The organism is Pandoraea cepalis (genome assembly GCF_902459665.1).
In the GTDB taxonomy this organism is placed as follows: Bacteria; Pseudomonadota; Gammaproteobacteria; order Burkholderiales; family Burkholderiaceae; genus Pandoraea; species Pandoraea cepalis.
Genome location: NZ_CABPSL010000001.1, coordinates 801,036 through 827,948 on the forward strand (window position 1 = coordinate 801,036; position 26,913 = coordinate 827,948).

The 26,913-nt window shown below is 64.4% G+C and carries 22 protein-coding genes; 16 read left to right on the forward strand and 6 right to left on the reverse strand.

From position 1 onward, the window contains the following. Positions 1-39: 39 nt before the first annotated feature. The 4 genes from queF to PCE31106_RS03725 form a co-directional block, all read right to left on the reverse strand. Entirely contained in the window at positions 40-867 is an 828-nt protein-coding gene (gene queF / locus PCE31106_RS03710) for an NADPH-dependent 7-cyano-7-deazaguanine reductase QueF (RefSeq protein ID WP_150562427.1), read from the reverse strand. Next, entirely contained in the window at positions 854-1,786 is a 933-nt protein-coding gene (locus tag PCE31106_RS03715; protein ID WP_017235556.1) for a 5'-nucleotidase, read from the reverse strand. Before PCE31106_RS03715 ends, queF begins: the two co-directional genes overlap by 14 nt. 56 nt (positions 1,787-1,842) lie before the next feature. Next, a complete protein-coding gene (gene ilvA, locus PCE31106_RS03720) occupies positions 1,843-3,372 on the reverse strand; it encodes a threonine ammonia-lyase, biosynthetic (protein ID WP_150562428.1) in 1,530 nt (509 codons plus the stop codon). Between the two features lie 121 nt (positions 3,373-3,493). Beyond that, the gene (locus PCE31106_RS03725; RefSeq protein WP_150562429.1) at positions 3,494-4,114 is read right to left on the reverse strand and encodes a nucleotidyltransferase family protein; all 621 of its coding nucleotides are present in this window, start codon (positions 4,112-4,114) and stop codon (positions 3,494-3,496) included. Positions 4,115-4,256: 142 nt separating this feature from the next. Here PCE31106_RS03725 and PCE31106_RS03730 point away from each other — a divergent pair, with 142 nt between their 5' ends. Next, a complete protein-coding gene (locus tag PCE31106_RS03730) occupies positions 4,257-4,856 on the forward strand; it encodes a YqaA family protein (protein WP_150562430.1) in 600 nt (199 codons plus the stop codon). 215 nt (positions 4,857-5,071) lie between these two features. On the opposite strand, the gene PCE31106_RS03735 is transcribed toward PCE31106_RS03730, so the two are convergent. After that, positions 5,072-7,294: a xanthine dehydrogenase family protein molybdopterin-binding subunit gene (locus PCE31106_RS03735; protein WP_254440891.1), complete on the reverse strand. Its 2,223-nt coding sequence runs from the start codon at positions 7,292-7,294 to the stop codon at positions 5,072-5,074. 15 nt (positions 7,295-7,309) lie between these two features. Next, complete coding sequence (locus PCE31106_RS03740; protein ID WP_017235561.1) at positions 7,310-7,768, reverse strand: (2Fe-2S)-binding protein; 459 nt, start codon at positions 7,766-7,768, stop codon at positions 7,310-7,312. 585 nt (positions 7,769-8,353) lie between these two features. On the opposite strand from PCE31106_RS03740, the gene PCE31106_RS03745 reads away from it, so the two are divergent. From PCE31106_RS03745 to clsB, 15 genes are all read left to right on the forward strand, one after another. After that, positions 8,354-12,349, forward strand: coding sequence for a DUF3683 domain-containing protein (locus PCE31106_RS03745; protein WP_150562431.1), 3,996 nt, complete (start codon positions 8,354-8,356; stop codon positions 12,347-12,349). 52 nt (positions 12,350-12,401) lie between these two features. Further along, the gene (locus tag PCE31106_RS03750) at positions 12,402-14,093 is read left to right on the forward strand and encodes a Na+/H+ antiporter (protein ID WP_150562432.1); all 1,692 of its coding nucleotides are present in this window, start codon (positions 12,402-12,404) and stop codon (positions 14,091-14,093) included. Positions 14,094-14,167: 74 nt separating this feature from the next. After that, positions 14,168-14,605, forward strand: a complete 438-nt coding sequence (locus PCE31106_RS03755) for an HIT family protein (RefSeq protein ID WP_026132289.1) — start codon at positions 14,168-14,170, stop codon at positions 14,603-14,605. A gap of 79 nt (positions 14,606-14,684) precedes the next feature. After that, positions 14,685-15,098: a gamma-butyrobetaine hydroxylase family protein gene (locus PCE31106_RS03760; RefSeq protein ID WP_150562433.1), complete on the forward strand. Its 414-nt coding sequence runs from the start codon at positions 14,685-14,687 to the stop codon at positions 15,096-15,098. Positions 15,099-15,158: 60 nt separating this feature from the next. Then, positions 15,159-15,893, forward strand: coding sequence for a bifunctional demethylmenaquinone methyltransferase/2-methoxy-6-polyprenyl-1,4-benzoquinol methylase UbiE (ubiE, locus tag PCE31106_RS03765; protein WP_017235567.1), 735 nt, complete (start codon positions 15,159-15,161; stop codon positions 15,891-15,893). A gap of 208 nt (positions 15,894-16,101) precedes the next feature. After that, on the forward strand, positions 16,102-17,094 hold the full coding sequence (locus tag PCE31106_RS03770; RefSeq protein WP_150562434.1) for a Tim44 domain-containing protein: 993 nt from the start codon (positions 16,102-16,104) through the stop codon (positions 17,092-17,094). Positions 17,095-17,237: 143 nt separating this feature from the next. Further along, positions 17,238-17,873, forward strand: coding sequence for a ubiquinone biosynthesis accessory factor UbiJ (locus PCE31106_RS03775; protein ID WP_039830728.1), 636 nt, complete (start codon positions 17,238-17,240; stop codon positions 17,871-17,873). 3 nt (positions 17,874-17,876) lie between these two features. Then, positions 17,877-19,442 carry a ubiquinone biosynthesis regulatory protein kinase UbiB gene (ubiB, locus tag PCE31106_RS03780; RefSeq protein ID WP_017235621.1) on the forward strand — a complete coding sequence of 522 codons (1,566 nt, stop codon included), beginning with the start codon at positions 17,877-17,879 and terminating at the stop codon, positions 19,440-19,442. A 14-nt stretch (positions 19,443-19,456) separates the two neighbouring features. Beyond that, a complete protein-coding gene (locus tag PCE31106_RS03785) occupies positions 19,457-20,155 on the forward strand; it encodes a methyltransferase domain-containing protein (protein WP_150562435.1) in 699 nt (232 codons plus the stop codon). A gap of 375 nt (positions 20,156-20,530) precedes the next feature. Beyond that, complete coding sequence (locus PCE31106_RS03790) at positions 20,531-21,976, forward strand: high affinity choline transporter 1 (protein WP_150562436.1); 1,446 nt, start codon at positions 20,531-20,533, stop codon at positions 21,974-21,976. Positions 21,977-22,134: 158 nt separating this feature from the next. Beyond that, a complete protein-coding gene (locus PCE31106_RS03795) occupies positions 22,135-22,476 on the forward strand; it encodes an FmdB family zinc ribbon protein (protein WP_150562437.1) in 342 nt (113 codons plus the stop codon). Positions 22,477-22,578: 102 nt separating this feature from the next. Beyond that, on the forward strand, positions 22,579-23,223 hold the full coding sequence (locus PCE31106_RS03800; RefSeq protein ID WP_017235625.1) for a DUF502 domain-containing protein: 645 nt from the start codon (positions 22,579-22,581) through the stop codon (positions 23,221-23,223). 47 nt (positions 23,224-23,270) lie between these two features. After that, a complete protein-coding gene (gene aspS / locus PCE31106_RS03805; protein ID WP_017235626.1) occupies positions 23,271-25,073 on the forward strand; it encodes an aspartate--tRNA ligase in 1,803 nt (600 codons plus the stop codon). A gap of 175 nt (positions 25,074-25,248) precedes the next feature. Continuing rightward, positions 25,249-25,713 carry a dihydroneopterin triphosphate diphosphatase gene (gene nudB / locus PCE31106_RS03810; protein ID WP_150562438.1) on the forward strand — a complete coding sequence of 155 codons (465 nt, stop codon included), beginning with the start codon at positions 25,249-25,251 and terminating at the stop codon, positions 25,711-25,713. Between the two features lie 18 nt (positions 25,714-25,731). Further along, positions 25,732-26,889 carry a cardiolipin synthase ClsB gene (clsB, locus tag PCE31106_RS03815; RefSeq protein WP_150562439.1) on the forward strand — a complete coding sequence of 386 codons (1,158 nt, stop codon included), beginning with the start codon at positions 25,732-25,734 and terminating at the stop codon, positions 26,887-26,889. Positions 26,890-26,913: the final 24 nt, after the last annotated feature.

Here is a 26,913-nt window from a genome sequence, read left to right on the forward strand (position 1 = left end):
ACGGGCCCCATCAACCCGTCGCTTTTTTTCGCCCCCGACTTATTGGCGAGCCGTGCGGGCGTTGTCCGGCATCGGCAACGTGAAGTTGGTGCGGAACGGGTTGATGTCGAGCCCGCCGCGTCGCGTGTAGCGTGCGTACACGGCCAGTTGGCTCGGTTGGCACTGACGCAGGATGTCCATGAAGATGCCCTCCACACATTGCTCGTGGAAGCCGGTGTGGCGTCGGTACGAAATCACGTACTTCAGCAGCCCTTCCTGATCGATGGGCGGGCCAACGTAGCGAATCTGCAGACTGCCCCAGTCGGGTTGTCCCGTCACCGGGCAGTTGGACTTGAGCAGGTTCGAGACGAGGGTTTCCTCCACAGGCGCTTCGCCCTGTGCGGCCTTGAGCAAGGTCGCATCCGGCGAATAAATATCCGTGTCGATATCGAGCCGGTCGACGAGCAGGCCGTCAAGTTCGTCGAGTTCGAGTTTGGCGAAGCCACCCGGCTCGACGAGACGCACCTGCACCGCCGCGCCTGCGGCTTCGGACAGATCCTGCTGAATCAGCGCCCGTGCGGCATCGGCATTCGCCAGCTTGGTCTGGGCGAACGAGCCGAGATAAAGCTTGAACGATTTCGATTCGATGATGTTCGGCGAGTCGGCCGGCACCATGGCCGTGAGCAGCGCGATCTGCGGCTTGCCCTTTTCATTGAGCCACGAGAGTTCGTAGCCGTTCCAGATGTCCGCGCCGAAGAACGGCAGGACGTCGGGTACGCCGATGGCCGCGCGCGCCGGGGCACGGGCGATCGCGAAGAGCAGGGACGGGTCGTATTGCTCGGTGTAGGCAACTTCCTTGCCGAGCGGAGATTGGTCAGGCGTGGTCATGGTTGGCAATGCCGCTGATAACGTGTCCGGTCGGGCTCACCCGCGCGGCGGACTCGCAGTGGCGTGTCTGATCGTCAAAGAAGAAATCGGGCTCGAATTCGCGCAGGAACGCGCCCTTGTCGAGCCCACCCAGGAACATCGCCTCGTCGATGTCGATTTTCCAGTCCATCAGCGTGCGGATGGCCCGCTCGTGGGCCGGGGCCGAGCGCGCCGTGACCAGCGCCGTGCGGATTTTGACCGGCACTTCGTGGCCCGCCAGGCTTTGCAGGCGATGCAGGGCCTGCAACAGCGGCTTGAACGGACCCGGCGGCAGCGGGGTCGCGGCACGTTCGGTCTCGTGCTGCTGGAACGCGTCGAGGCCGTTGCGCTGGAAGACCCGTTCGGCTTCGTCGGAGAAGAGCACGGCGTCGCCGTCGAAGGCGATGCGGATTTCGTCGGGATGCAGCTCGGCTTTTTTCGCCGAGTCGGGATAGACGCGCGCGGAAGGAAATCCGGCCACCAGCGCACTGCGCACGTCGCGCTCGTTCGCGGAGAGAAACAGGTGCGCGCCCAACGCATTGAGATAACCGAACGGATCGCGCCCGCGTGTGAACACGCCGCGCTCGATCTTGAGGTCGACCTGACGCGCCGAACGAAACACGCGCATGCCGCTCACGGGATCGTTGCGCGAGAGGACGACGACTTCCACGCGGTGGTTGTCGATCTCGTTGCCCTGGTTGAAGGCGAGGAGCTTCTGCACGAGCGGGAAGGCGACGCCGACGCGTGCGGGCACGTCGAGGCGGTCGAGCTGGTACTGCCGGTACGATCGGTCGTCGCCGCCGGCCACCCCGGCCTCGTACACGCGGTTCTCTTCTTCGAAGTCGAACAGCGCGCGCGAGGATATCGCGACAACGAGTTTGTTCTCGAGCGTGATCGGCATGGTGGCAGCGAAACTCCTGTCGTGAGGCGGTGAGCGGCGGCGTCTATCGGGCCGGCTTACGCGAGGAACAGCTTGTAGACCGGGTTGTCGCTCTCGTCCCAGTAAGGATAGCCGAGCGTGGCGAGGAAGTCGCGGAACGCGGCCTTCTCGTTGTCGGGCACCTGGATCCCCACGAGGATATTGCTGTAGTCGGCCCCCTGGTTGCGGTAGTGGAACAGGCTGATGTTCCAGTTCGGGCTCATGGCCGAGAGGAAAGTCATCAGCGCGCCCGGACGCTCCGGGAACTGGAAGCGGTACAGCACTTCATGGCTGGCGAGTGTGGAGCGGCCGCCGACCATGTAGCGGATGTGCTGCTTGGAGAGTTCGTCGTTGGACAGGTCGAGCGTGGGAAAGCCGTGGCGTTCGAAGCCGGCTTTGATGCGCTCGCCTTCGTCGCGGTTGTGCATCTGGATACCCACGAAGATGTGGGCGCTCGACGCTTCGCTGATGCGATAGTTGAACTCGGTCACGTTGCGGTTGCCCACCACTTCGGTGAAGCGCTTGAAGCTGCCGCGCGCTTCGGGAATGGTGACGGCGAACACGGCTTCGCGGGCTTCACCGACTTCGGCACGCTCGGCCACGAAGCGCAGACGGTCGAAGTTCATGTTGGCGCCGGAGGTGATCGCGACGAGCGTTTCGCCTTTGAGCTTTTCGCGCTCGGTGTAGAGCTTGGCCCCGGCCACGGACAAGGCGCCCGACGGTTCGAGCACGCTGCGGGTGTCCTGGAAGACGTCTTTGATGGCGGCGCAAAGTTGGTCGGTGTCCACGCGCACGACTTCGTCGAGATAGGCCGCGCACAGGCGGAAGGTCTCGGCGCCGACGTATTTGACGGCGGTGCCATCGGCGAAGAGGCCGACGTCGCTCAGCAGGACACGTTCGCCGGCGTGGATCGATTGGGCCATGGCGTCGGAGTCGACGGATTGCACGCCAATGACTTTGATCTCGGGCCGCACGGCTTTGACGTAGGCCGCCACGCCCGCGGCCAGGCCGCCACCGCCGATGGGCACGAAGATGGCATGCAGCGGTCCCTGGTGCTGGCGCAGAATTTCCATGGCGATGGTGCCCTGGCCGGCGATGACGTCGGGGTCGTCGAACGGGGGCACGAAGGTCAGGCCGCGCTCTTCTTGCAATGTCATCGCGTGGGCGTAGGCGTCGCTGTAGGAGTCGCCCGCGAGCACGACTTCGACGGCGCGCCCGCCGTGGGTTTTCACGGCCTCGATTTTCACCTGCGGCGTGGTGACGGGCATGACGATGACGGCCTTGCAGCCCAGGCGCGCAGCAGAGTAAGCGACGCCTTGCGCGTGATTGCCCGCCGATGCGGTGAGCACGCCGCGCTCGCGGTCGGCTTCGCTCAGGTTGGCCATCTTGTTGTATGCACCCCGAATCTTGAAGGAGAACACCGTCTGGTTGTCTTCGCGCTTGAGATAAATTCGATTGTGCAGACGCATGGAGAGCGTGCGTGCGAGTTCGAGTTCGCTTTCTTTGGCGACGTCGTAGACTTTGGCGGTCAGAATCTTCTTCAGATAGTCGGGAGCTGCGTCGGACATGATTTAAGGCTTCTTCAGGTTAGGCACATCGAGGAACGAAAGGACAATGATAGACCAGCACGTCCGCCGGGGCGGTCGCGCTTGGTTTCTCGGGAAAAAACGGGAAAGGAGAGTGCGCGCCCTAGCGAAGGTCGTCTGGGGTGTCGATGTCGCGCACGATTCCGGCGTCGTCGACATCGACGATCGTAATGTGCCCGCTAATCAACAGGTCGCGCGCGCCGATGTCGCCATCGAGGGCGCTCAGGCGCGGTGTCAAGGCGGATCCGAACGCGACGGGGTGGCCGCGTTGTCCCTGGTACCTCGGGGCGACGATGGCGTCGGGCGACGTGAGTCCGCCGGCAATCGCGCGAATGGTGTTCGGATGAATGTAGGGCATGTCGGCCAGCGCGATGAGCCAGCCGTCGAGATGGTCGAGCCCCGAGGGCGGCGCTTCGTCGACGCCGGACCGGATGCCGGCGGCAAGCGTTGCACCCATGCCGCGTTGGGTGGCGTGGCTCATGACAACTTCACACCCGGCTTGCAACAGCAGGCTCTCCAACTCGGCCGAGTCCGGGCGCACCACGGCGATGACGCGCGGCAACACCGCCAGCAGCGCGTGGGCGCTGGCGAGGGCAACGGGTCGGTTCAGGGGATCGCCAGGCAGCGGCGCGAGCAGCTTGTTCCTGCGCCCTGCCGCATCGAAGCGGGTACCGAGTCCGCCTGCCAGTAGAATGGCCACGGGCGGCGTCGAGGATCGGGTCATGGTCGTGCATTATGCGCCAGACTTTTTGTTTCTGCCAAACGTGTGCGTGTACCCTCTCGCGGGATGTGCCGACCGTCCGGTCGGTCATGGTGGCAGGTTTGCCGCCATTTTTTCGGTCGTTTTTGTCTTTTCCCGGAGTTGCATGGAGTCGTTCATCACCTGGCTGCTCGGCGTGCTGGCCCTGCCCGGCATCGGCCTGCCGGCCATTTTCCTGGTGTCGTTTCTGTCGGCCACGCTTCTGCCCATGGGCTCGGAGCCCGCACTGTTCGGCTACGTGACGCTCAATCCACATATGCTCTGGACCGCCATCGCGGTGGCCAGCATAGGCAATACCGCGGGTGGCATGCTCGACTGGTGGATGGGCTTCGCCGCTCGCCGCGGCTTCGTTCGCCTGAAAGCCCGCCGACGCGCGCACGCCCGTACCGCCGCACTCGCGGGCGGCCCGATGCCAGAGCCCGCCAGCACGAAGCGCCCCAACGGACAAGCCCCGATGAATGAGCGCTATCACCGCTGGATGCGCCGCTTCGGCCCACCCCTGCTCCTGCTGTCCTGGCTACCCGTGGTCGGCGACCCGTTCTGTACCCTCGCCGGATGGCTGCGACTCTCCTGGCGCGAATGCCTCTTCTATATCGCCGTCGGCAAAACGCTTCGCTATGTCGCCGTCACGTTTCTGATGCTGCGCGTGCCCGAGTCGTTTTGGCACGGCATCTTTGCGCCCTTTAAACACCTGCTCATTGGCTGACGACCGGGCTGACGCCTGGACTGACACACACACCGGTGGTCATGCCACGCGCTTCCTTCTTCCTATGCCCGAGAGGCCGGACCGGGGCCCCTTTCCGCCTCTCAGACATAAACCCAACTCGCTGCAGAAAGGGGCCCCGGTCCGGCCCACCGTCACGCTCCCCCAAGCCCAACCCGCCCGACGCGCGCTTGCGCTACGCCTCGCCTCCCTTTCCGTTACGCCTTCGTCAGGTCGAACGGCAACGCCCGCATCCGCTTTCCCGTCAACGCGAATACCGCATTCGCATACGCCGGCGCCAACGGCGGCAACCCCGGCTCTCCCATCCCCGTCGGCGCATCCCCCGAACCCACAATGTGCACACTGATGGCCGGCATGTCGGGCAAACGCGCCACCATGTATTGATGGAAGTTGCTCTGCTCAACTTCTCCATCCTTCATCGTGATCGCCGCGCCCGGTATCGTCATCCCCAATCCCATCAAGGCCGCTCCCTCGACCTGCGCCGCCACCGTCAACGGATTGACCGCGAAATTGCAATGCACCCCCGCCGTCACACTCACCAAACGCGGTGAATCATTGCGCATCTCAGCCACTACGACGTACGCCACCACGGAATCAAACGACTCATGCACCGCCACACCCCACGCCTGGCCCGGCGGTAACTGCGTCTTTCCATAGCCGGAACGTTCAACCGCCAACGCCAACGCCTCCCGGTGCCGAGGATGCTTATCTCCCATCAACCCATACCGATACGCCACCGGGTCCTGACCCGCTTCCTTCGATAGTTCGTCTATCAATGTTTCCATGACGTACGCCGTATGCGTGTTGCCCACGGATCGCCACCACAGCACCGGCACGTTGACCTGCGGACTGTGCAACGTGAGCCGCAACGGCACCGCATATGGGGTGCCCGCAACGCCCTCGACGCTGGTGCCGTCGATGCCGTTCTTGACCATCATCTTTTCGAACGGCGTGCCCTGTAAAATCGACTGACCCACGATGGTGTGATCCCACGCCAGCACGTTGCCCTTGGCATCCAGGCCGATCTCGGCACGATGGACGTACATCGGACGGTAGTAACCGCCACGGATGTCGTCTTCCCGGCTCCAGATCACTTTCACCGGCTCACGATGCCCCGCACGCCGCCACGCTTTCGCCACCTGGGCCGCCTCGACGCCATAGTCGGACGTCGGGACCGCGCGGCGGCCAAATCCGCCACCCGCCATGAGCGTGTGCAGTTTGACCTGCTCGGGCTTGAGGTCGAGCGTGCGCGCAATGGCGGCCTGGTCGACGGTCTGGAACTGTGTGCCGGTCCACACTTGCGCGCCCTTGTCGGAAAGCTGCACGGTGCAGTTGAGCGGCTCCATAGGCGCGTGCGCCAGGTACGGGAAGTGGTATTCGGCAACGAGGGTCTTGGGCGCACCCTTGAGCTTGGAGATGTCCGCGTCGATCGCGACCGTGCCCGGCGTCTTGGCCATTTCCACATATTTGGCCAGTTGGGCGGTCGTGTCGACATGCTCGACGCCCGTCGTGTCCCACGTGGCCTTGAGCGCGTCGCGCCCGGTCTTGGCCTGCCAGTAGCCATCGGCAATGACGGCCACGGCGGTGCCGCCCCGGTCGTCCGGGATCTCAAGGACATCGCGCACGCCCTTGACCGCCCGCGCAGCTTTGGCGTCGAACTGCTTCACTTTGGCACCGAACACGGGCGGGCGAGCAACGACAGCAACTTTCAGGTTCGGCAGCTTGAAGTCCATGCCGTACATCGGCACGCCCATGGACTTGGCCCGCGCGTCGAGCCGTCCCGTTGGCTTGCCAAGTAGGCGGAACGCCGAAGGTTCCTTGAGCGCGACATCGGCCGGCACCGGCTGCGCCTGCGCGCGCGCGGCAAGACTGCCGTACGTGGCGCGCTGGCCGTTCGGGCCGAGCACGACGCCGTTCTCGGTGCGCAACTGCGCCGCCGGCACTTTCCACTGCTGCGCCGCGGCCGCGATGAGCATGGCCCGAGCAGATGCGCCAATGCGCCGGTATTGCAGCCACGAATGCGCGACGGAGCCCGAGCCCCCCGTCATCTGGATGCCGAACACGGGGTCTTTGTAGACGTCGGCCGCCGGCGCAAGCTCGCTGCGCACTTTGGCCCAGTCGCAATCGAGTTCTTCGGCGACGAGCATGGGCAGCGCCGTCTGTACGCCTTGTCCGAAATCGAGGCGGTTGACCTGGATGGTGACCGTGTCGTCCGGCGCAATGCGCACGAAGGCCGAGGGCACGACGGGCGTGGCGGCCGCGCCCTGGGCGCTGGCTGTTCGCATGGCGCCGGGCAGCGACATTTCGAGCATGAGGCCACCGGCCGCAAGCGCCGAGGTCTTGAGAAACACTCGGCGCGTCAGGCCGGCGAAGTCGCCCACGGCGACGCCAGGGCGCGGGGAAAAGCGAAGTTCACGCATGGGTATCTCCTCGCCTCAGGCCAGCGACGCCGCAGCGTCTTTGATCGCCGCACGAATGCGGGCGTAGGTGCCGCAACGGCAGATGTTGCCGGACATGGCGGCGTCGATCTGTTCGTCGTTGGGCTGTTTGTTCTCGCGCAGCAACGCCGTGGCGGACATGATCTGGCCGCTCTGGCAGTAGCCGCACTGGGGCACGTCGTGCTTGACCCAGGCGTTCTGCACAGCACGCCCGACGGCGTCCGCCCCGACGTTTTCAATGGTGGTGATGGCCTTTCCCGCGACGGCGGAGACCGGGGTGATGCAGCTTCGGATGGGCGCACCGTCGAGATGCACGGTGCACGCGCCGCACAGCGCCATGCCGCAACCGAACTTGGTGCCGGTCATGTTGAGCGCGTCGCGCAGGGTCCAGAGCAGGGGAGTGGCCGGGTCGACATCGACCTGCACGACACGGCCGTTCAGTTGAAACGAGACCATAGAGACACCTCTTGACGGGTGGAGAGACCGGGGATCGGCAAAACATACTCCCATTCGGTGAAAGTTTCAGCGCAGGCGTGTGTCATAAGTCGTTGTATCCATTCGGATATAGCGATCAGCAGGAAGGTCGGCGATAGGGCGGCGATAGGGCGGGAATGCGAAGGGGCCGGCGCTCGTGTAGGGGCGGTCAACGCGGCAGTGAACGCGCCGGAGCGTCGGGAAGGAGGGGAATCTCGCGCCTCGCGGCGAATTCGGCGCGGTGCCGACGTGTTGCGGTGCAATGAAGTACAATTCTGGCTACATTCCCCTACCAACCTGTTCCCAAGCCGGAAGAAAGATCTGGGCATGCGCACGAACTGCCTCACCCCCCTGTGTTTCTACGCGATGATCGGACACGATTCGTCATCGACGTCTTCGCACGGCAGTCGTCGATCTCGTTGACCGCAGATCGTCTGTTGCCGGCCCGCGCGCACCCGTCGCGCTTGCCGCCGGCATCCATTGCGCTTACCCGATTTTGACTTTCGGCGCGTCTCGCGAGACGAACGCCGACGGCGGATGCACCGCCGCATTGACGAGCCCGACAAGATGAACGCACCCTTGCCCGCCTTCGAGCCGCACGACGCCAAGCATGCACTCGCCGCCCAGCCGCCGCGACTGCGCGAGATCCCCTACAACTACACGTCGTTTTCGGACCGCGAAATCGTTATGCGCCTGCTGGGCGCCGACGCCTGGCACATCCTCGACGAACTCCGCGCGGAGCGCCGCACCGGCCGCTCGGCCCGCATGCTCTACGAGGTACTCGGCGATATCTGGGTGGTTCGCCGCAATCCGTATCTGCAGGACGACCTGCTCGATAATCCGAAGCGCCGCAAGCTGCTGATCGACGCGCTGGACCATCGTCTGAACGAGATCGACAAGCGTCGCCGCGCGGATGTGGCTGCGAACGCCGATGCGAACGGCCGCGAACGCGCCGCCCGTGTGGAGCAACTGGAGGTGGCGGCACGCCGCGCCGTGGCAGACTTCGCCGAGGAGTTCGCGAAGATGGCCGAGCTGCGCCGTCGCGCGAAGAAGGTGCTCGGTCGCACGACCGCGCATGACAACATCAAGTTCGACGGTCTGTCGCGCGTTTCGCATGTGACGGACGCGACGGACTGGCGCGTGGAGTATCCGTTCGTCGTGCTCACCCCGGACAGCGAAGCCGAAATGGCGGCGCTGGTGAAGGGTTGCTTCGAATTGGGACTGACGGTGATTCCGCGCGGAGGCGGCACCGGCTACACGGGCGGCGCGATTCCGCTCACGCCGTTCTCGGCCGTGATCAATACGGAAAAGCTCGAGCAGCTCGATGAGGTCGAGTACTCGGCGCTGCCGGGCGTCGACGAGCCGGTGCCGACGATTTTCTCGGGCGCCGGCGTGGTGACGCGTCGTGTGGCCGAGGCCGCCGAGCGGGCTGGTCTGGTGTTCGCGGTCGACCCGACGTCGATCGACGCATCGTGCATCGGTGGCAACGTGGCGATGAACGCCGGTGGCAAGAAGGCCGTGCTGTGGGGCACCGCGCTCGATAACCTCGCGTGGTGGCGCATGGTCGACCCGCAGGGCAATTGGCTCGAGGTCACCCGTCTCGATCACAATCTCGGCAAGATTCACGACATTCCGGTCGCCCGCTTCGAGTTGACGTGGTTCGACGGCAATTACGCCCCGGGCGCCGTGCTGCTCAAGACGGAAAAACTGGACATCGAAGGCAAGCGTTTCCGTAAGGAAGGGCTCGGCAAGGATGTGACGGACAAGTTCCTCGCCGGTCTGCCGGGCATTCAGAAGGAAGGCTGCGATGGTCTGATCACGAGCGCGCGCTGGATTCTGCACAAGATGCCCGCGCACACGCGCACGGTATGCCTGGAGTTCTTCGGCCAGGCGAAGGAAGCGATTCCGAGCATCGTCGAGATCAAGGACTACATGTTCGCGCAGACGGCGGCCGGCGGCGCGATTCTGGCGGGCCTGGAGCATCTGGATGAACGCTATCTGCGCGCCGTGGGCTACGCCACGAAGTCGAAGCGCAATGCGTTCCCGAAGATGGTGCTGATCGGCGATATCGTTGGCGACGATGACAACGCCGTCGCTCAGGCGACGTCGGAAGTGATTCGCATGGCCAACGGCAAGAGCGGCGAAGGTTTCGTCGCGGTGTCGGCCGAAGCCCGCAAGAAGTTCTGGCTCGACCGCTCGCGTACCGCCGCCATCGCGCGCCACACCAACGCCTTCAAGATCAATGAAGACGTGGTGATTCCGCTGCCGCGCATGGGCGAGTACACGGATCACATCGAACGCATCAACATCGAGCTGTCGCTCAAGAACAAGCTGCAACTGGTCGATGCGCTCGAAGTCTTCTTCGACGCCGGCAATCTGCCGCTGGGCAAGACGGATGACGCGAACGAGATTCCGTCGGCCGAACTGCTCGAAGATCGCGTGCAAACGGCACTCACGCTGCTGCGCGACGTGCGCGCGCGCTGGGTGTTCCTGCGCGATCATTTCGAACTGCCGCTGGCCGAAGCGATTCCGCTGCTCAACCGACACGGCGTGCGCGACCTCAACGTGGCGCTCAACGATCGGCTGAGCAAGCAGCCGCAAACCCGACTCATCGACTTGCTGCAGGATCGTACGGTGCGCGTGTCGTGGAAGCAGGAGATCCGCGGAGAACTGCGCAAGATTTTCTCGGGCGCGGAGTTCAAGCCGATCCTTGAGGAAGCGCAAGCGATTCACAAGCGCGTGCTGCACGGCCGCGTGTTCGTCGCGCTGCACATGCACGCGGGCGACGGCAATGTGCACACGAACATCCCGGTGAACTCGGATAACTACGAGATGCTCCAGGATGCGCACAAGGCGGTGGCACGCATCATGGCCATCGCCCGTTCGCTCGATGGCGTGATCTCGGGCGAACACGGTATCGGCATTACCAAGCTGGAGTTCCTGACGGAAGCCGAGATCGGCGAATTCCGCGCGTACAAGCAACGCGTGGATCCGGAAGGGCGCTTCAACAAGGGCAAGCTGCTCGATATGCCGGAACTGCCCGCCGACCTGCGCAATGCCTATACGCCCAGCTTCGGGCTGATGGGGTATGAGTCGCTGATCATGCAGCAGTCGGATATCGGCGCGATCGCGGACAGCGTGAAAGACTGCCTGCGCTGCGGCAAGTGCAAGCCGGTGTGCGCCACGCACGTGCCGCGCGCGAACCTGCTTTACAGCCCGCGCAACAAGATTCTCGCAACGTCGCTGCTCATCGAGGCGTTTCTGTACGAAGAGCAAACGCGCCGCGGGGTGTCGATCAAGCACTGGGACGAGTTCAACGACGTGGCCGATCACTGCACGGTGTGCCACAAGTGCGTGACGCCGTGTCCGGTGAAGATCGACTTCGGCGACGTGACGATGAACATGCGCAACCTGCTGCGCAAGATGGGCAAGAAGAAGTTCAATCCGGGCGCGGCCGCCGGCATGTTCTTCCTGAACGCGACGAACCCGGAGACGATCAACATCACTCGCAAGGTGATGATCGACTGGGGTTACAAGGCGCAGCGTTTCGGCGCGGACATCTTCAAGAAGCTCGCGAAGAAGCAGACGGCACGTCCGCCTGCAACGGTGGGCAAGCCGCCGCTGCGCGAGGAAGTGATCCACTTCGTCAACAAGAAGATGCCGGGCAACCTGCCGAAGAAGACGGCGCGCGCACTGCTCGACATCGAAGACAACAAGGTTGTGCCGATCATTCGCAATCCGAAGACCACCACGGTCGATTCGGAAGCGGTGTTCTATTTCCCGGGCTGCGGCTCGGAGCGCCTGTTCTCGCAGGTCGGGCTCGCCACGCAGGCGATGCTCTGGCATGTGGGCGTGCAGACGGTGCTGCCGCCGGGCTATCTGTGCTGCGGGTATCCGCAGCGCGGCTCGGGGCAGGGCGAGAAGGCCGAGAAGATCGTGACGGACAATCGCGTGCTGTTCCACCGCATGGCGAACACGCTGAACTATCTCGATATCAAGACCGTGGTCGTGTCGTGCGGCACTTGCTACGACCAGCTCGCGGGCTATGAATTCGAGAAGATCTTCCCGGGCTGCCGCATTGTCGACATCCACGAATACCTGCTCGAGAAGAACGTGAAGCTCGAAGGCGTGAACGGTACGCGCTACATGTATCACGACCCGTGCCACACGCCGATCAAGACGATGGATCCGGTCAAGCTCGTGAATCAGTTGATGGGCAGCGAGCACGACGGCTACAAGATCGAGAAGAACGATCGGTGTTGCGGTGAGTCGGGCACGCTGGCGGTCACGCGTCCGGACATCTCGACGCAGATCCGCTTCCGCAAGGAAGAGGAGATGCGCAAGGGCGCGGCGAAGCTGCGCGCGGACGGCAAGGTCGAGGACGTCAAGATTCTGACGAGCTGCCCGTCGTGCCTGCAAGGGCTGTCGCGTTATAACGACGACGCCGACATCACGGCGGACTATATCGTCGTGGAGATCGCCAAGCATGTGCTGGGCGACGAGTGGCTGGTGGACTACGTGAAGGATGCGAACCACGGCGGCATCGAACGCGTGCTGGTCTGATGGCCCGCTCGGGGACGCGGCCGATGCCTGACCGACGGACCATGGAGGCGGCATGGGGGTAGTCCTCACCGCGCTGATCCTGCTGTTTGTGGTGGCGCTGACCGGCGTGCTGGTCAGCTACGTCAAAGTTCTGCCGGTGCCGATCGTGCAGATCGCTGTGGGCGCCGCGCTCGCTTTTCCGGGCGCGGGGCTGCACATCGATCTCGACCCGGAGATCTTTTTCCTGCTGTTCATCCCGCCGTTGCTCTTCGCCGACGGCTGGCGCATGCCCAAGCGCGAGTTCTGGCACCTGCGCGTGCCAATCGTCGCGATGGCGCTCGGCCTGGTGATCTTCACGGTGCTCGGCGTGGGCTATTTCATCCACTGGATGATTCCGTCGATTCCGCTCGCCGTGGCGTTCGCGCTCGGCGGCGTGCTCTCGCCAACCGATGCCGTGGCCGTCTCCGCCATCACCGCACGCCTGCAGATGCCCACGCGCCTCATGCACGTGCTCGAAGGCGAGGCCATGATGAACGACGCGTCGGGCCTGGTCGCGTTCAAGTTCGCCATCGTGGCCGCGACCACGGGACTCTTTTCGATCGGTAACGCCACGTTCTCGTTTTTCGTCATCGCGCTGGGCGGCCTGCTCGCCGGCTGGGCCGTGACGTGGCTGTTCACGCAGTTCCATCGCCGCGTGATGGCGGCGTCCGCCGAAGAGCCGGCGACGGTCGTGCTGCTGCTGTTGCTCATGCCGTTTGCGGCCTATCTGCTGGCCGAACATTTTGGCTTCTCGGGCATTCTCGCGGCCGTGGCCGCCGGCATGACGGTCAGCTCGACCGATCTGCTCAATACCCGCACCGCCACCCGCATTCTCGGTAACGGGGTGTGGTCGATGCTCGAATTCGTGTTCAATGGCGCAGTGTTCGTGCTGCTCGGCCTGCAATTGCCTGACATCGTGCGTGCCGCGTTGCGGCCCGGCGAGCCGCATTGGGGAACGCTGCTCAATCTCGGCGAACTGATGGCCTACGTCGGCGCGATTTCGGCGGTGCTCATCGTGCTGCGCTTCTGCTGGGTGTGGGTGGCGTGGCGCGTGATGTATTTTCTCGGTATGCGACGTGGCGAAATCACAATGAAGCCCGGCATGCGCTTCACTGGCGTGACGGCCCTCTCGGGCGTGCGCGGCGCGGTGACGCTGGCCGGTGCGCTCTCGGTGCCGCTGGCCCTGCCGGGCGGCGCGCCGTTTCCGGGACGCGATCTGCTGATTTTCCTGGCCGCCGGCGTGATTCTGCTCTCGCTTGTCGGCGGCAGCCTCGGTTTGCCGTTCCTGCTGCGCGGCGTGCGCTGGCCGGTCGAGGACCCGCGCAATCGTGAGATGGGCGAGGCGCGCCTCGCGGCGTCGGAGGCGGCGATCCGCACTGTTGAGTCGCTGCAAAAAGTCATTGCGAAGTCGGGCGACGAACTCGACACTGCCGTGTGCGCCGAAGCGGCCGCGCGGGTGATGGGGCGGTATCGCCGCACGCTCAACGCGTCGAACGCGACCGACGACGAGATGCGCGTGCGCGCGGTGCGTGAGGTCGAAGTCGAACGCCGGCTGCGCGCCGCCGCCCTGCAGGCCGAGCGCGGGGAACTGTCGCGTCTGCGTCTGGCGCACCGTATCAACGACGAGACGCTGCGCGAATTGATCAGCGAGATCGACTTCGCCGAACTTGCGCTCGGCCCGGTCGACCCGGCCACCGGCAAACGTTACAAGCGCAACAAGCAGTGAGCGCACTGACAGCACTGACCTGAACCGTCTGCGGCGCACGCGGGGAGGGCAGGGCAAACGAGGGAAGACGCATGATGGAATGTCCGTTTTGCACCGGAGAGGGCGGCGATGTCGTATGGCGCGACCCGGTGCTGCGCGTGGTGCTGGCGAACGAGATCGGCTACCCGGGCTTCGCTCGGGTGATCTGGCATGCCCACGTCGCCGAAATGAGCGATCTGCCCGCGGCGGCGCGCGAGCATGTGATGCGCGCCGTGTTCGCCGTCGAGACAGCCCAGCGCACGGTCATGTCGCCGCACAAGATCAACGTGGCGAGTCTGGGCAACATGGTGCCGCACGTGCACTGGCACGTGATTCCGCGATATCGCGACGACGTTCATTTTCCCGGCTCGGTCTGGAGCGCGCCGCAACGCGAGGTGCCGGCGGCGGTGCTCGCCGAGCGCGCCGCCTGGACACCCGCCCTGCGCGAGGCCGTGGTGGCGGAATTGAATCGTCTCCCGGCGTGGCCGGCATGACCGTTGAGGCCTGAGCGGCTATACTGCCGGCCGATGTGTCGCATGTCGGCGCACCGACCGATTATTCTGGAGCAAGACCATGGCTGGGCTGGAGAAAGACACGCCGATTCCCGTTTCCTTGACGCTGCATCGCACATCGAAGGTGCTGGAACTGGGCTACGAGGACGGAACACACTACCGCCTGCCGTTCGAATTCCTGCGCGTACTCTCGCCGTCGGCGGAAGTGCGTGGCCACGGCCCGGGGCAGGAGACGCTGCAAACCGGCAAGCGCGATGTCGATCTGAATGGCCTGGAGCCGATCGGCAACTACGCCGTGCGCCCGGTGTTTTCGGACGGACACGATACCGGCATCTATTCGTGGGATTACCTCTACGAGCTGTGCGTGCGTCAGGACGCGCTGTGGCAGGAATACCTGGACAAGCTCGCGTCAGCGGGGGTCGATCGCGACACGCCGATGTCGTCGCCGGCCGCGGGTGGCTGCCACCACCATTGAGGCCCCGGCGGGGCGCACGTGCGTGTGGCGCGCCCGCTTACATGAATCTGGGAGATTGCAATGGGCCAACAGACCCACTTCGGTTATGAAACCGTCGACGAGAAGGAAAAGGCCGGCAAGGTCGCCGAGGTGTTCCATTCGGTCGCGAGCAAGTACGACATCATGAATGATCTGATGTCGGGTGGACTGCACCGGATCTGGAAAGCCTTCACGATCGGACGCGCCGCCGTGCGCCCCGGCTTCAAGGTGCTCGACATCGCGGGCGGCACGGGCGACCTGTCGAAGGCGTTTGCGCGCGCGGCCGGCCCGACCGGCGAAGTCTGGCTCACCGACATCAACGAATCGATGCTGCGCGTGGGGCGCGATCGCCTGCTCGACGCAGGCATTGTCACCCCGACCCTGCTGTGCGATGCCGAAAAGCTGCCGTTCCCGTCGAACTATTTCGATGTGGTCACCGTGGCGTTTGGCCTGCGCAACATGACGCACAAGGATGCCGCGCTCGCCGAAATGCGCCGCGTGATCAAACCGGGCGGCAAGGTCATGGTGCTCGAGTTCTCGAAGGTTTGGCAGCCGCTCGAGAAGGCGTACGACACGTATTCGTTCAAGGTGCTGCCGTGGCTCGGTTCGCGCATCGCGGGCGACGCCGACAGCTACCGCTATCTGGCCGAGTCGATTCGCATGCACCCGGACCAGGAAACGCTCAAGTCCCTGATGGAACAGGTCGGTCTCGAACGTGTGGAATATCACAACCTGACCGCAGGCGTCGTCGCGCTGCATATCGGACGCAAATTCTGAGTTTGCGCTTACTTACAAGACGCACCCCAGCGCCCCGGACTGCGGAAAAAAGCCGCGCCGGGGCGTTTCTCTAAGAACGAGCTAATTCTGCTGTGGCAGAATCGGCCGTCGCCTCATCTGGTTTCAGTACGTAAAAAAGTGCTGAACCATTCCGGTTGACGCCTGTCAGTAGACAGCAACCTATAAACTCCACGGAGAGACCAGAACGATGTTCCAGTTCCTGAAAAACAAGCTGTTGTTGGGCGTGGTGGCCGGCGTAGTGGCGGTCGGCATGACGATCGCGGACGCCGATGCCAAACGCGTTGGCGGCGGCCGGAGCATCGGCAAGCAGTCCAGCACCGTGACGCAGCGCCAGCAAGCGCCGCAACAACCGACGCAAGCCACGCCGGGCACCGCACCGCAACAGGCCGCACCGGCGGCAGCAGGGGCCGGTGCCGCAGGGGCCGCGGCCGCCGCCAAGCCGGCCAATCGCTGGCTCGGCCCGATCGCCGGTCTGGCGGCCGGTCTCGGTATCGCGGCCCTGCTCTCGCACTTCGGCCTGGGCGGCGCGTTCGCCAGCATGATGGCCAACGTCATCATGATTGCGCTGATCGCCTTCGCCGTGATGTGGCTGATCCGTCGTTTCCGCGGCAATAAGTCGCAGTCCCAGACGCCGGCGTATGCGGGCGCGGGTAACGACGCGTCGAACAACACGCTGCGCCAGTCGTGGGACAGCCAGCCGCAACAACCGTCGCAACCGGCACAACCGGCGTCTTCGTCGGCCCAGCCGTCGCTGTCGGGCGTGCCCGTCGCCGCGGGGGCCGCTGCCGCAGCCGCCCCGTTCGGCGTGCCGGCCGGCTTCGATGTCGACGGATTCCTGCGCAGTGCCAAGGTGTACTTCAACCGTCTGCAAGCGGCCTGGGACAAGGGCGATCAGGCCGATATCAACGAGTTCACCACGCCGCAGATGTTCGCGGAAATCAAGATGGACCTCGAAGAGCGCGGCAAGTCGGTCAACCGCACGGACGTCGTGCAACTCAATGCCGAACTGCTTGGCATCGAGGAATCGGCCGTCGAGTATGTGGCAAGCGTTCGCTTCTCGGGCCTGATCCGCGAAGCCGAGGGTGCCGCGGCCGAGCCGTTCAACGAAGTGTGGAACCTGACCAAGCCGGTGACCGGTAGCGGCGGCTGGGTGCTCGCCGGGATTCAACAGGCTAGCTAAGCGCACGACGGTTTTGCCGTAACCTGCCTTACAATGAGAGCCCGCGTCTAAAGCGCGGGCTCTTTTTTTTGCCGTCCGCCGATCGTTGCCGGGCGGCGTCTTTCGGTACGACCGGCGCGCATCGCCGGCCGACCGCCAAGCTCATGACCGTAGCCGCCAAAGCCTTTGCCGCCACCGTGAACCACTTGCTTGCCCGCGAACCGTGGGCGCGAGACCGTCTGCGCCATCACATCGGGGCGTCTGCCCGGCTGGCGATGTCGGCCATCGACCTGCGTCTGCGCGTGGGCGACGACGGCTATCTGGTCGCCGCCGATGCCAACCTGTCTTGCGACGTCAGCATCGCGGTGCCGCCGGCGGCGCTCGCCGACTTCGCGGGCGGCGGTCAGGCGGCTGTCATGCGACACGTCAAGATCGAGGGCGATGCCGAGTTTGCCAACACGGTCTCCTATCTGGCCCAGCATCTGCGCTGGGAGGTGGCCGAAGACCTGAGCAAGGTGATCGGCGACGCCGCGGCACACCGGGTGACCGAAACCGGCAAGGCGGCGGTGGCCGGCGCACGCCGCACCGGCGGCACGCTGGCGCGCTCGCTCGCCGATTACCTCGTGGAAGAGAACCCGCTGCTGGTCGGGCGTGGGCGCCTCGATGCGATGCGCAGCGGCATCGGCACGCTGCGCGACGATCTCGCGCGGCTGGAAAAGCGCCTGGAGAAGCTCGAACGCCAGACGGCCGGGCGCGATGCGGCAGCCGCCTCGGTATCTCGCCCCCTGGGAGGTCGCTGAACGATGCGCCTCCTGCGTCTGATCAAGATCTTTTTCGTCAGCTACCGCTACGGGCTCGACGAACTGGTGCTCTCGAGCATTCCTCATCCCATCGCACGCGGGCTGCTGCGTGTGTTGTCGTTCGGGCGCAGTGGGCTCAAAGCGCCGCGCGGCGAACGTTTGCGTCTGGCGCTTGAATCGCTGGGGCCGATTTTCGTGAAGTTCGGACAAGTGCTCTCGACGCGCCGCGATCTGATGCCGCCCGATATCGCGCAGGAACTGGCGCGTCTCCAGGATCAGGTGCCGCCGTTTGATCCGGCAGTTGCCCGCGCGAGCATCGAGAAGTCGCTGGGTCACCCGCTCGAAGACGTCTTCGTGGAATTCGAGCGCATGCCGGTCGCGAGTGCCTCGATTGCGCAGGTGCACTTCGCCCGGGTTCGCGATGGCGAGCACGCCGGCAAAGAAGTCGCGGTCAAGGTATTGCGCCCGAATATGCTCAACGTGATCGACAGCGATCTGGCGCTCATGCGCGATCTCGCCGGTTGGGTCGAGCGGTTGTGGCCAGACGGCAAGCGGTTGAAGCCGCGTGAGGTGGTCGCCGAGTTCGACAAGTATCTGCACGACGAACTCGACCTGATGCGCGAGGCCGCCAACGCCGCGCAACTTCGTCGCAACTTCATCGACTCGGGCATGCTGATGGTGCCCGAGATCTATTGGGAATTCAGTTCCAGCGCCGTCCTCGTGATGGAGCGCATGCACGGGGTGCCGATCAGCCAGATCGACGTGCTGCGCGAGGCGGGCGTCGACCTCAAGAAGCTTGCGCGCGAGGGCGTCGAGATCTTCTTCACCCAGTTCCTGCGCGACGGCTTCTTCCACGCCGACATGCATCCGGGCAACATCCTGGTCAGTCTCGACCCGGCGACGTTCGGCCGGTATATCGCACTCGACTGCGGCATCGTCGGCGCGCTGTCCGAGTTCGACAAGAATTACCTCGCGCAGAACTTCCTCGCGTTCTTCCGTCGCGATTACCACCGGGTGGCATCGCTGCATCTGGAGTCGGGCTGGGTGCCGGCCGACACGCGGGTCGAAGAACTCGAAGGGGCGATTCGCGCCGTCTGCGAGCCTTACTTCGACCGGCCGCTCAAGGAGATTTCGCTCGGGCTCGTGCTCATGCGCCTGTTCCAGACGTCGCGCCGCTTCAACGTCGAGATTCAACCGCAGCTCGTGCTGTTGCAAAAGACGCTGCTCAATATCGAAGGCCTCGGCCGTCAGCTCGACCCGGATCTGGATTTGTGGAAGACGGCCAAGCCGTTCCTCGAACGGTGGATGGCCGAACAGATCGGCCCGCGCGGTTGGCTTGAACGGCTGAAAGCCGAAGCGCCGCAGTGGAGCAAGACGATGCCGCAACTGCCGCGGCTGATCCACCAGGCACTCGCCGCGCATGCGCGGCCGCAGGACGACACCGTGCTGCTGGCGTTACTTCAGGAGCAACGCCGCACCAATCGGCTGCTGACGGGCGCGTTCTGTCTGGTGGGCGGCGTCGCCATCGGCGTGTTGACGGCGTTTGTCTGGCTCTACGGCGGATTCTGAAAATAGCGGAGCCTATGGTGCCCATCGTCCGAACGCCTTACGTCGCATTTGCCGCCCCTCGAGAAGATGACCGCCCGGAGACGGGCGGTGCGCCCGCCGCGCCTGCCACACCTTCCGTCCCGACTTTCTCCCATCGCGATCCGTCGCGCTCGGAATTCTGGGACGAACGCTTCGCGAGTGCCTTCATGCCTTGGGATGCGGCCGGGGTGCCCAGGGCGTTGCGCGACTTCGTCGCAGGCGAGGGCGCACCCCGCGCCACGCTGATCCCGGGCTGTGGCTCGGCGTATGAGGCCGCGTGGCTCGACACGCAAGGCTGGCCGGTGCGGGCCATCGACTTCTCGGCGACCGCCGTCGCGTCGGCCAAGGCGGGGCTCGGTTCACACGCGGCGCTCGTGGAACAGGCCGATTTCTTCACCTATACGCCGCCGTTCGCGCTCGAGGTGGTCTACGAGCGGGCGTTTCTCTGCGCCTTGCCCCGCACCCTCTGGCAGGACTACGCACGCCGGATGGCGCAACTGCTGCCCCAAGGTGGACGTCTGGCCGGATTCTTCTTCCTCAAGGAAACGCTGAAGGGCCCGCCGTTCGGCATCGCGCCGGACGCCCTGGATGCTCTGCTCGGTCAGGACTTCGTCTGCGAGGCGGACCGGCTTGTCGACGACTCGGTGCCGGTCTTCGCCGGGGCCGAACACTGGATGATCTGGCGCCGGCGCTGAGCGTCGAACACGCCTTTTGGCGTCTCGGCGGTGACTGCGCACAGGCACCATCAGCATGCAACGTCACCTCAGACGCTAGGCAATTCCCGATATTTGCCGTCATCGAACCGGGCCGTCGCGATTTTTCCTCCCCGCGTGGCGCTCGCGCCGCTATAATCGGCCGAAATTTTTTCGCCAGGCGGCACAGCGGGCAGATAAAAGGCGCTCCATCGCATCGGCCCCGTCATGCACGACCTGATTTTTTGTTGCCCGGAAGGCTGCGGCCCAAGGCGCGGTATCGTTCGCTTGCGCAGTGGCCTTTTGAGGCCGGACCGGGCGCAAGACTGACGCCGCCACGCCATGACCGACGCCCCGGGGATTGGCGGGGGCCGCGCTATGCTGATCTGGTTTGTCATACTGTATTGGGTCATTTCAGTGGCCATCGGGCTGTTGGCCGCCCTCAAGGTCCGCAATACCAAGGATTTCACCGTCGCCGGCCGTCGACTGCCCTACGGCATGGTCATCGCCGTGGTCTTCGCCACCTGGTTCGGCTCAGAAGCGGTGCTCGGCATTCCCGCCACCTTCCTCGGCGAAGGGCTGCGCGGCGTGGTCTCGGATCCGTTCGGTTCGTCGATGTGCCTGGTGCTCGTCGGCATGTTTTTCGCCCGCAAGCTGTATCGCATGAACCTCATGACGATCGGCGACTTCTACAAGCTCAGGTACAACCGTACGGTTGAAGTGGTGACGAGTATCGCCATCGTGATCTCGTACCTCGGCTGGGTCGGTGCGCAGATCAAGGCGCTGGGACTCGTGTTTCACGCGGTGTCCGGCGGCGCAATGTCCGAGCCCATGGGCATGGTGATCGGCGCGGTCTCGGTGCTGGCCTATACGCTGCTCGGCGGCATGATCTCGGTGGCGGTGACCGACTTCATCCAGATGATCATCATCGTCGTGGGGCTTGTGTACATCGCGGTGCAAGTCTCCGGCATGGTGCCGGGGGGAGCGAGCGCGGTGATCGCGCACGCGGCGGAGGCCGGCAAGTTCGCGTTCCTGCCGGAGTTGAACCCAACCGAAGTGCTGGCGTTCATTGCCGCGGGCATTACCATGATGTTCGGCTCGATTCCGCAACAGGACGTGTTCCAGCGCGTGATGTCGTCCAAGTCGGAGAATGTCGCGGTCGCCGGTTCGGTCACGGGCGGCGTGCTGTACTTCTTCTTCACGTTCATCCCCATCTTCCTGGCCTACTCGGCCCTGCTGATCGCCCCGTCGATGGTGCAGAAGTACATCGGCACCGATCCGCAACAGATTCTGCCGCAGTTGGTGCTTACTAGTGTGCCGGTCGTGGCGCAAGTGATGTTCTTCGGTGCGCTCCTCTCGGCCATCAAGAGCTGCGCGTCGGCCACGCTGCTGGCGCCCTCGGTGACGTTCGCGGAGAACATCGTCCGCCCGATGCTGCGCGGTCGTATCGACGACAAGCACCTGCTGCGACTGATGCGTATCGTCGTGCTCTGTTTCACGGCGCTGGTGCTGGTGTACGCGCTGAATTCCACGGCGTCGATCTTCCATATGGTCGAGAGCGCATACAAGGTCACGCTCGTGTGTTGCTTCGTGCCGCTGGCGTTCGGACTTTACTGGAAGCGTTCGAGCTCGCTGGGCGGCACGCTCGCCGTGCTCTTCGGCCTGGTCGTCTGGATCGGGTGCGAATGGCTGGCGCCCGAGGCCATGGTGCCGGCGCAGTTGGCGGGGCTGGCGGCCTCAATCGCCGGCATGGTCGTTGGCTCGCTCCTCCAACCCAACGCAGGGCATGCGCAGTCTCGGGAGCCGCAGGGGTCGACGATCTGACGACCCAGGCCGGGAAGCCTTTCACTACGCGGATTACGGCAACGACCCATCTTGATCTTGGGTCGTTGCGTCCCCATATGTCGCTGGACAAATCCCGAAAGCCTTGTGAAGCGGTTATAATTCAAGGCTTTGCGCGCCTTTTTCCGTCGGAAAGTACCATGCCTATCTATGCCTATCGTTGCGAAACATGCGGTTTCGCCAAGGATGTGCTGCAAAAAATGAGCGATGATCCGCTCTCCCAGTGCCCGGAATGCGGCAAGGAAACGTTTCGCAAGCAGGTGACTGCGGCCGGGTTCCAGCTCAAGGGTTCGGGGTGGTATGTGACCGATTTCCGTGGCGGTTCGGGCGGCGCGAGTGCCTCGGGCGCGGCGTCGACCTCGTCGGCGCCGGCAGCGGCGTCGGGCGAGAGCGCGACGTCGTCCGCTTCGGCCTCGTCGTCTGGCGGCGAGTCGTCGAGCGCGCCGGCGGCGAGCTGTGGCGGCGGTTGCGCCTGCCACTGAGATAGACAGAACGATGCGCGTTCGAGCCCGGCGGCCGGATGCGCCGGAACGCGGATTCGCCTGCTGACATACCCATAGCCGCCCACCTTCGCGAGCCCTGCCATGCGCGTTAAAAAACCCGCGTTGAAGACGATTTTCCTCACCGGCCTGCTGGTGCTGGTGCCGCTCGCCATCACGCTGTGGGTCCTCGGCCTGATCATCGGCACGATGGATCAGACCTTGCTGCTGTTGCCGGACGACTGGCAGCCGTCGCACCTTATCGGCATGCGCGTGCCCGGCTTCGGCGTGGTGGTGACGCTCGCGTTCGTGTTCGTTGTTGGCCTTCTGGCGCATAATTTCATCGGCCAGAAGCTGGTCGGCTGGTGGGAAGCCATCCTGACGCGCATTCCCATCGTTGGACCGCTGTATGGCAGCGTCAAGCAGGTGTCCGACACCTTGCTGTCGAGCAACGGCAACGCGTTTCGCAAGGCGTTGCTCGTGCGATATCCGCACGCGGATTCCTGGACCATCGCTTTCCTGACCGGCGCGCCGGGCGGCGACGTGGTCAATCATTTGCAGGGCGAGTTCGTGAGCGTCTATGTCCCGACGACGCCGAACCCGACGTCGGGTTTCTTCCTGATGATGCGGGCGAGCGACGTGGTCGAACTCGACATGACGGTCGATGCCGCCCTCAAGTACATCGTATCGATGGGCGTGGTGGCGCCCGCCCACAACCCGCGCCAGCAACGTCCCGGTCCGCTCCTCTGAGCCACCGGGAATCGCCGGCGCCATTTTTTGAAAATCGGAACAGCAAAATGTCCATGCGTACCTCCTACTGCGGTCTGGTGACCGAGCAACAACTGGGCCAAACGGTCAAGCTGTGTGGCTGGGTCAATCGCCGCCGCGATCACGGCGGGGTCATTTTCATCGACCTGCGCGATCGCGAAGGTCTGGTGCAGGTCGTGTGCGATCCGGACCGCGCGGAGATGTTCAAGGCCGCCGAAGGCCTGCGCAATGAATTCTGCGTGCAGATCACGGGCCTGGTGCGCAGCCGTCCGGCGGGCACCGAGAACGCCAACCTGACGAGCGGCAAGATCGAAGTGCTGTGCCACGCGCTCGAAGTGCTCAACCCGTCGGTCACCCCCCCGTTCCAGCTCGACGACGAAAACCTGTCGGAAACCACGCGCCTCACGCATCGCGTGCTGGATCTGCGTCGTCCGCAGATGCAATACAACCTGCGCTTGCGCTACAAGGTGGCGATGGAAGTGCGCAAATATCTCGACGCGCAAGGCTTCATCGACATCGAAACCCCGATGCTCACGAAGAGCACCCCGGAAGGCGCACGCGACTATCTGGTGCCCTCGCGTGTGAACGCCGGCATGTTCTTCGCGTTGCCGCAGTCGCCGCAGCTCTTCAAGCAGCTCTTGATGGTGGCCGGCTTCGACCGCTATTACCAGATCACCAAGTGCTTCCGCGACGAAGACCTGCGCGCTGACCGTCAGCCGGAATTCACGCAGATCGACTGCGAAACCTCGTTCCTCACGGAGCAGGAAATCCGCGATCTGTTCGAGAACATGATTCGTCACGTGTTCAAGGAAGCGATCGACGTCGACCTCGACGCCAAGGTGCCGGTCATGGAGTACGCGGAAGCGATGCGTCGCTTCGGCTCCGACAAGCCCGATCTGCGCGTGAAGCTCGAATTCACCGAGCTGACCGACGTGATGGGCGACGTGGACTTCAAGGTGTTCTCGGTGCCGGCCACGACCGAAGGCGGTCGCGTGGTTGCGCTGCGCGTGCCGGGCGGTGCGGAGATCTCGCGTAGCGAAATCGACGCCTATACCGATTTCGTGAAGATTTACGGCGCGAAGGGCCTGGCGTGGATCAAGGTCAACGAAGTGGCCAAGGGCCGCGACGGTCTGCAAAGCCCGATCGTGAAGAATCTGCACGACGCCGCCGTTGCCTCGATTCTCGAGCGTACCGGCGCGCAGGACGGCGACATCATTTTCTTCGGTGCGGACAAGGCCAAGGTGGTGAACGACGGCATCGGCGCGCTGCGCCTGAAGATCGGTCACTCGGAATTCGGCAAGAGCCACGGCCTGTTCGAAGCCGGCTGGCGTCCGCTGTGGGTCGTCGACTTCCCGATGTTCGAGTACGACGAGGAAGATGCCCGCTGGGTCGCGTGCCATCACCCGTTCACGAGCCCGAAGGACGAGCACATCGACTACCTCGAGACCGATCCGGGCAAGTGCCTGGCCAAAGCCTACGATATGGTGCTCAACGGCTGGGAAATCGGCGGCGGTTCGGTCCGTATCTTCCAGGAAGACGTGCAGAGCAAGGTGTTCCGTGCGCTCAATCTCGGTGAGGAAGAAGCGCGCGCGAAGTTCGGCTTCCTGCTCGACGCGCTGCAGTACGGCGCGCCGCCGCACGGGGGCATTGCATTCGGTCTCGACCGCGTCATCACGATGATGGCCGGCGCCGATTCGATCCGCGACGTGATCGCGTTCCCGAAGACGCAACGTGCGCAGGATCTGCTCACGCAGGCACCGTCGTCGGTCGACGAGCGTCAACTGCGCGACCTGCATATCCGTCTGCGCCAGCCGGAAGCGCCCAAGGCCTGACGTGGCTCACGGGGCCGCTCGTCGGCCCCGCACGCAAGCTGAAAACCCCCTCTGCCGTCAGGCGAGGGGGTTTTCGTTTTTCGGGGGCATCGCGCATGCCGCAACACCCGGCGTTTGCCCTATACAATGCGTCATCGGTGCCGGTCTTCGGTGCCGTTCTCGAATCGCCACCTGCATGAAACCCTTCAAGATTCCCGAATCGGTGCTCGTCGTGATCTATACGCCGGCGCTCGACGTTCTGCTCATCGAGCGTGCCGACGCCGAGAACTTCTGGCAGTCGGTCACCGGCAGCAAGGACCGGCTCGACGAACCGCTGTTCGAGACGGCCGTGCGCGAAGTCTTCGAGGAGACCGGTATTCGCGTGGCAAACGGAACCCCGGTGCCCGCCGCTGCGCTGACCGATTGGCAGCACGAAATTCAGTACAACATCTATCCGCGTTGGGCCCATCGTTATGCACCGGGCGTGACGCGCAATACGGAACACTGGTTCGGCTTGTGCGTGCCGCAGAACACCGCCGTGACGCTTTCGCCGCGCGAGCATGTCGCCTATGCGTGGCTGCCGTGGGAAGCGGCCGCCGCGCGTTGTTTCTCACCGTCGAACGGCGATGCCATCCGGCAGTTGCCGTTGCGCGTGCGCTAGCCGCGGCACGGCGCGCCGATGAGCAAGTACCTGCCGTTCTCCCGCGATAACGATCTGACGCTGCTCTATCTCGGTCAGCGCTACTTCACAGCGCTCATTGCCGCCATCGACCGCGCCACCCGCGACGTGGCGCTCGAGACGTATATCTTCGAAGCCGACGAGGCGGGGCGGCAGGTCGCCGCAGCGCTGCAACGCGCCGCGCAACGCGGCGTTGCGGTACGCGTCATCCTCGACGGCATCGGCACGAGCCGCCGACTGCCGTTTCTCGCCGATTGGCGCGAGAGCGGCGTGGCGTATCGCGTCTACAATCCGCGGCTGTTCGGCAAGTTCGGTTTCTCGCGCACGCACCGCAAGCTGGCCATCGTCGATCACGCGGTGGCATTTGTCGGCGGCATCAACATCATCGACGACGACAACGGCGGTGGCGACACCCGCATGGACGATCCGCGCTGGGACTTTGCCGTGCAATGCCGCGGTCCCATCGTCGCCGAAATCTCCATCGCGTTTCACATTCAGTGGCTGCGCCTCGCGCCGGGGTATCTGGGGACGCCGTTCCGTCATCGGCGCCGCGGGCAACGTGGGCGTCTGCACGCCCCTTACGCCGGTCAGGCAGCCTTCGTGGCACGCGATAACCTGCACAATCGTCGCGCAGTCGAAAAGGCGTATCTGATGGCGCTGGGCCGCGCGCGCCACGAGGTTTGGCTCGCGAATCCCTATTTCGTGCCCGGCCGCCGGCTGCGACGCGCACTGACGCAGGCGGCCCAACGCGGTGTGGCGGTGCATCTGCTGATCGGCCGCAACGAGTTCCGCCTGCTCGATGCCGCGGTGCCCTGGCTTTACGCCAAGTTGCTCGATGCCGGCGTGCGCATCGGCGAGTACGACGTACGTCAACTGCATGGCAAGGTGGCTGTCGTCGACGACGTATGGGCGACGGTCGGCTCCTCCAATCTGGATGCGCTGTCGCTGTTCCTGAATCACGAAGCCAACGTGGTGGTGCTCGACGATCCGCTGGTCATCGAACTGCGCGACCATATCCGCCGAGCCTTTGACGAGGCGCGTCTCATCGACCCCGCCCGCTACGGCGCACGCTCGCGCTGGCGGCGCTTCCGCCAGTGGATGGCGTATCGCCTCTATCGCCTGACGATGCGGCTCCTCACGCGCGGCAAATACGACTGATTGTCGGGCGGATGCCGACGGATG

What these genes read in the sequence shown, in the direction of transcription:
- queF (WP_150562427.1), bottom strand. Translation starts at nt 867, where the DNA reads ATGACCACGCCTGACCAATCTCCGCTCGGCAAGGAAGTTGCCTACACC.
- PCE31106_RS03715 (WP_017235556.1), bottom strand. Translation starts at nt 1,786, where the DNA reads ATGCCGATCACGCTCGAGAACAAACTCGTTGTCGCGATATCCTCGCGC.
- ilvA (WP_150562428.1), bottom strand. Translation starts at nt 3,372, where the DNA reads ATGTCCGACGCAGCTCCCGACTATCTGAAGAAGATTCTGACCGCCAAA.
- PCE31106_RS03725 (WP_150562429.1), bottom strand. Translation starts at nt 4,114, where the DNA reads ATGACCCGATCCTCGACGCCGCCCGTGGCCATTCTACTGGCAGGCGGA.
- PCE31106_RS03730 (WP_150562430.1), top strand. Translation starts at nt 4,257, where the DNA reads ATGGAGTCGTTCATCACCTGGCTGCTCGGCGTGCTGGCCCTGCCCGGC.
- PCE31106_RS03735 (WP_254440891.1), bottom strand. Translation starts at nt 7,294, where the DNA reads ATGCGTGAACTTCGCTTTTCCCCGCGCCCTGGCGTCGCCGTGGGCGAC.
- PCE31106_RS03740 (WP_017235561.1), bottom strand. Translation starts at nt 7,768, where the DNA reads ATGGTCTCGTTTCAACTGAACGGCCGTGTCGTGCAGGTCGATGTCGAC.
- PCE31106_RS03745 (WP_150562431.1), top strand. Translation starts at nt 8,354, where the DNA reads ATGAACGCACCCTTGCCCGCCTTCGAGCCGCACGACGCCAAGCATGCA.
- PCE31106_RS03750 (WP_150562432.1), top strand. Translation starts at nt 12,402, where the DNA reads ATGGGGGTAGTCCTCACCGCGCTGATCCTGCTGTTTGTGGTGGCGCTG.
- PCE31106_RS03755 (WP_026132289.1), top strand. Translation starts at nt 14,168, where the DNA reads ATGGAATGTCCGTTTTGCACCGGAGAGGGCGGCGATGTCGTATGGCGC.
- PCE31106_RS03760 (WP_150562433.1), top strand. Translation starts at nt 14,685, where the DNA reads ATGGCTGGGCTGGAGAAAGACACGCCGATTCCCGTTTCCTTGACGCTG.
- ubiE (WP_017235567.1), top strand. Translation starts at nt 15,159, where the DNA reads ATGGGCCAACAGACCCACTTCGGTTATGAAACCGTCGACGAGAAGGAA.
- PCE31106_RS03770 (WP_150562434.1), top strand. Translation starts at nt 16,102, where the DNA reads ATGTTCCAGTTCCTGAAAAACAAGCTGTTGTTGGGCGTGGTGGCCGGC.
- PCE31106_RS03775 (WP_039830728.1), top strand. Translation starts at nt 17,238, where the DNA reads ATGACCGTAGCCGCCAAAGCCTTTGCCGCCACCGTGAACCACTTGCTT.
- ubiB (WP_017235621.1), top strand. Translation starts at nt 17,877, where the DNA reads ATGCGCCTCCTGCGTCTGATCAAGATCTTTTTCGTCAGCTACCGCTAC.
- PCE31106_RS03785 (WP_150562435.1), top strand. Translation starts at nt 19,457, where the DNA reads ATGGTGCCCATCGTCCGAACGCCTTACGTCGCATTTGCCGCCCCTCGA.
- PCE31106_RS03790 (WP_150562436.1), top strand. Translation starts at nt 20,531, where the DNA reads ATGCTGATCTGGTTTGTCATACTGTATTGGGTCATTTCAGTGGCCATC.
- PCE31106_RS03795 (WP_150562437.1), top strand. Translation starts at nt 22,135, where the DNA reads ATGCCTATCTATGCCTATCGTTGCGAAACATGCGGTTTCGCCAAGGAT.
- PCE31106_RS03800 (WP_017235625.1), top strand. Translation starts at nt 22,579, where the DNA reads ATGCGCGTTAAAAAACCCGCGTTGAAGACGATTTTCCTCACCGGCCTG.
- aspS (WP_017235626.1), top strand. Translation starts at nt 23,271, where the DNA reads ATGTCCATGCGTACCTCCTACTGCGGTCTGGTGACCGAGCAACAACTG.
- nudB (WP_150562438.1), top strand. Translation starts at nt 25,249, where the DNA reads ATGAAACCCTTCAAGATTCCCGAATCGGTGCTCGTCGTGATCTATACG.
- clsB (WP_150562439.1), top strand. Translation starts at nt 25,732, where the DNA reads ATGAGCAAGTACCTGCCGTTCTCCCGCGATAACGATCTGACGCTGCTC.